Origin of the sequence: Myxococcus vastator, assembly GCF_010894475.1 — a bacterium.
Taxonomy (GTDB): Bacteria; Myxococcota; Myxococcia; order Myxococcales; family Myxococcaceae; genus Myxococcus; species Myxococcus vastator.
The window spans coordinates 1-2,596 of the sequence record NZ_JAAIYB010000722.1 but is presented as its reverse complement, the minus strand read 5'-3'; the positions used below and the strand labels follow the sequence as shown (position 1 = coordinate 2,596).

Sequence of the window (2,596 nt, the reverse complement as noted above, 5' to 3'; positions counted from 1 at the left end):
AGGTGTGGGCGTTCAGGGGGTGGCGGGGCGCAGGACGAGCCACGCGGCCACGACCTCTCCCGAGGCCCGGCGTTCGGGAGGCAACTGCATGTGCGTGGTGCCGTCGCCGAGCTGAAGGTCGGCGGTGCGGCGGAAGGCCTCCTGGAAGGAGTCGCCGTCCGGGAAGGTGACGCGCGCGACGCAGCCGGCCGTGAAGCACTGAGGCGGCTCGGCCTGGACGGGCAGCACGTCGGCCTCCACCTGGGCGTGCCACTCCGCCAGCGCCGCCCGGGCCCGCGCCGTCCAGGGTTCGTGGCTCTCTCCGGAGGCCGCCAGCTCCGCCAGCACCGCGTCCCGGCGGGCCTCGGGCGCGGAGTAGGTGCCGCGCAGGGCCTTCACCAACGGGAGGCGCTCGGCGGGAGGCGTACGCCGTGAGCGTGCGGCGGGCGCCAAGGTGGGTTCGACGCTGGGGCGCAAGTCCGGCATCGCCTGGAGGACAGGGGCGGAAGGCGGTGGCGCGACAGGGATTGGCCTCGGCGTGGGCGCCTGGGCCCGGGGCCCTGAAGCCTCGGGCTCCGGGGCCCGCGGCGGAAGCGCCACGGGCCGGTGCAACCAGGAGGCAACGGCGCAGGCCAGCGCCAGTCCCGCGAATCCCATGCTCCAGATGAGTCGGCTCACGATGACGCGCCCTCCTTCGTGACAGGACAAAGCTCCGCCGTCCCCGCCAGGTCCCCATTCCAGGAACGCCCGCCATAATCTGCCATTGGGATTCACATGCAATCAAGTTGCATTTAACGGGCAGGCGTGTGGCGTCGCGTACCGCGCGACGGGCGCATCACGCCGTGGCATGGGTCCCTGGAGACCCTTTATTTCTCGTGTTTCGGGAAAGTGGGTTGCCGGTCAGGGACCTCATCCACTAGGACCGTTGCCCTCTCACGCCGAGGTCACTCCATGGGATTGCCGTCTTTGTTGTTGCGCGTGGTGGTGCTGGTCGTCCTGGCTGTTCCGACGCTGGCCCATGCGGGCTCATATCTGCGCGTCGTCAGCTGGAACCTGCGTCACGAGGGATGGACCGCGGAGCAGACGTATCGCGAGGACGCGGAGCAGATCTGGCGGCAGTACGGCGCGAACAGCAATTCGAACAACGGCTGCGACGTGGTGTTCCTGCAGGAGGTGATGAACACCAGCGTGGTTCCGGCCCTCGTCGCGGAGCTCAACGCGGTCTCCGGCGTGACGTGGCGGTATGCGCAGACGCCGCTCATCGGCCGCTCGTCGTACAAGGAAATCTACGCGGTGCTGTACCGGGAGGACACGGTGTCGCTGCTGTCCTCCAGCGTGTACAACGACGCGGGGGATGTGTTCGAGCGCGAGCCGCAAATCGTCCGCGTGCGGCACAAGCCCACGAGCGCGGACTACACGTTCATCAACTGGCACACCGTCTGGGGCAACGCCGCGGACCGCGACGCCGAGGTGAAGCGCATCGACGCGGTGTTCAAGTCGGTGCAGGACGCCAGCCGCACCGACCAGGACGTCATCCTGGTGGGGGACCACAACATGGCGTGCACGGCGTCGTCGTGGGCGAACCTGGTGGCGCTGTCTCCCACGGTGACCTGCAGGCTGAACGTGGCCACCACCATCAACCTCAGTGGCAGCTACGTGAATGCCTATGACCACTTCTGGATGCAGCCGACCTACGTGACGGAGTTCTCCTCGGCGGGGCGCGACTACATCGGGAACACGCGGGACTTCGTCACCCGCCTGTCGGACCACGCGCCCATCTACCTGACGCTGTATTCCACCAGCGATACGGACTGAGACGCTTGAAACACCGCGCATGGGGTGTGGGGGGCGCCGCGCTGGTATTGGCGGCGCTCGCGATGTGGTGGCTGTGGCCCGCGGATGTCGCCGCGCCGGTGGCACCTCCCCGCGCACCCGCTGAGCGCATGGAGGCCGCGACCCCGGTGAAGCCGCCGCCCGTGACGCCGGAGCCCCCGCGTCCAGAGGGGCTGCGTCTGCGCGTGGTGCTGCGAGGGGATGTGCCCTTCCAGGGAGAGGCCCGCGTGGGCGTGGCCTCCATCACCGACGCGGACCGGCACCTGTGGGAAGTGTCGAAGCGCGAGGGGCGCGAGGGCGCTGGGCCTGAGCGACTGGAGGAGCTGGCCAACGTGTCGGAGTGGCGGCCCGTGGAGGTGACGCCGTCGCCGGCGGGTGGGGTGCTGGGGCCGGTGCTCGTGCCAGTGGCGCCGCTCTACCGGGTGGTGGCCTGGGCAGCGGATGGAACGTTCTGGCTGGGAGACGTGGTGCCCGAGGAGGGGGCCGTCACCGGCGTCGTGGAAGCCGTGCTGGCTGCCCGGGCGCCCACCGGTGTGCGGGTGCGGCTCACGGGAGTGCGACCCGAGCATGGCCCGTTCTCGCTGCGTGTGGTGCGTGGCGTGTCCCGGGACGCTCGCGACGCGGCGCACGCGAGCGAGCTGTTGCCCGTGATTCGGCATGTCGCGCCGGACCTCGCCGCCGCGCTCGCGGACGGAGTGGCGCTTCCGCTCCCCGTGGGGAAGCCGCTGGAGCTGCTGCCCTTGCCCACGGACCCGGAGGTGGGGTTGGTGCTCCGGAGCGCGGC

General features: G+C 70.3%; 2 protein-coding genes and 1 pseudogene. 2 read left to right on the top strand and 1 reads right to left on the bottom strand.

Annotated features, from left to right (window positions below; genetic code table 11):
- Window positions 1-12: 12 nt before the first annotated feature.
- Window positions 13-657: a hypothetical protein gene (locus G4D87_RS36540; protein ID WP_240358898.1), complete on the bottom strand. Its 645-nt coding sequence runs from the start codon at window positions 655-657 to the stop codon at window positions 13-15.
- A 273-nt stretch (window positions 658-930) separates the two neighbouring features.
- Between G4D87_RS36540 and G4D87_RS36535 the strand changes: the two genes are divergently transcribed.
- Window positions 931-1,794: an exonuclease/endonuclease/phosphatase family protein gene (locus tag G4D87_RS36535; protein ID WP_163787409.1), complete on the top strand. Its 864-nt coding sequence runs from the start codon at window positions 931-933 to the stop codon at window positions 1,792-1,794.
- A 5-nt stretch (window positions 1,795-1,799) separates the two neighbouring features.
- Window positions 1,800-2,596, top strand: a pseudogene (locus tag G4D87_RS36530) (carboxypeptidase regulatory-like domain-containing protein); the annotation flags it as partial.

Coding starts and splice junctions, on each gene's coding strand:
- G4D87_RS36535 (WP_163787409.1), top strand. CDS start 931: ATGGGATTGCCGTCTTTGTTGTTGCGCGTGGTGGTGCTGGTCGTCCTG.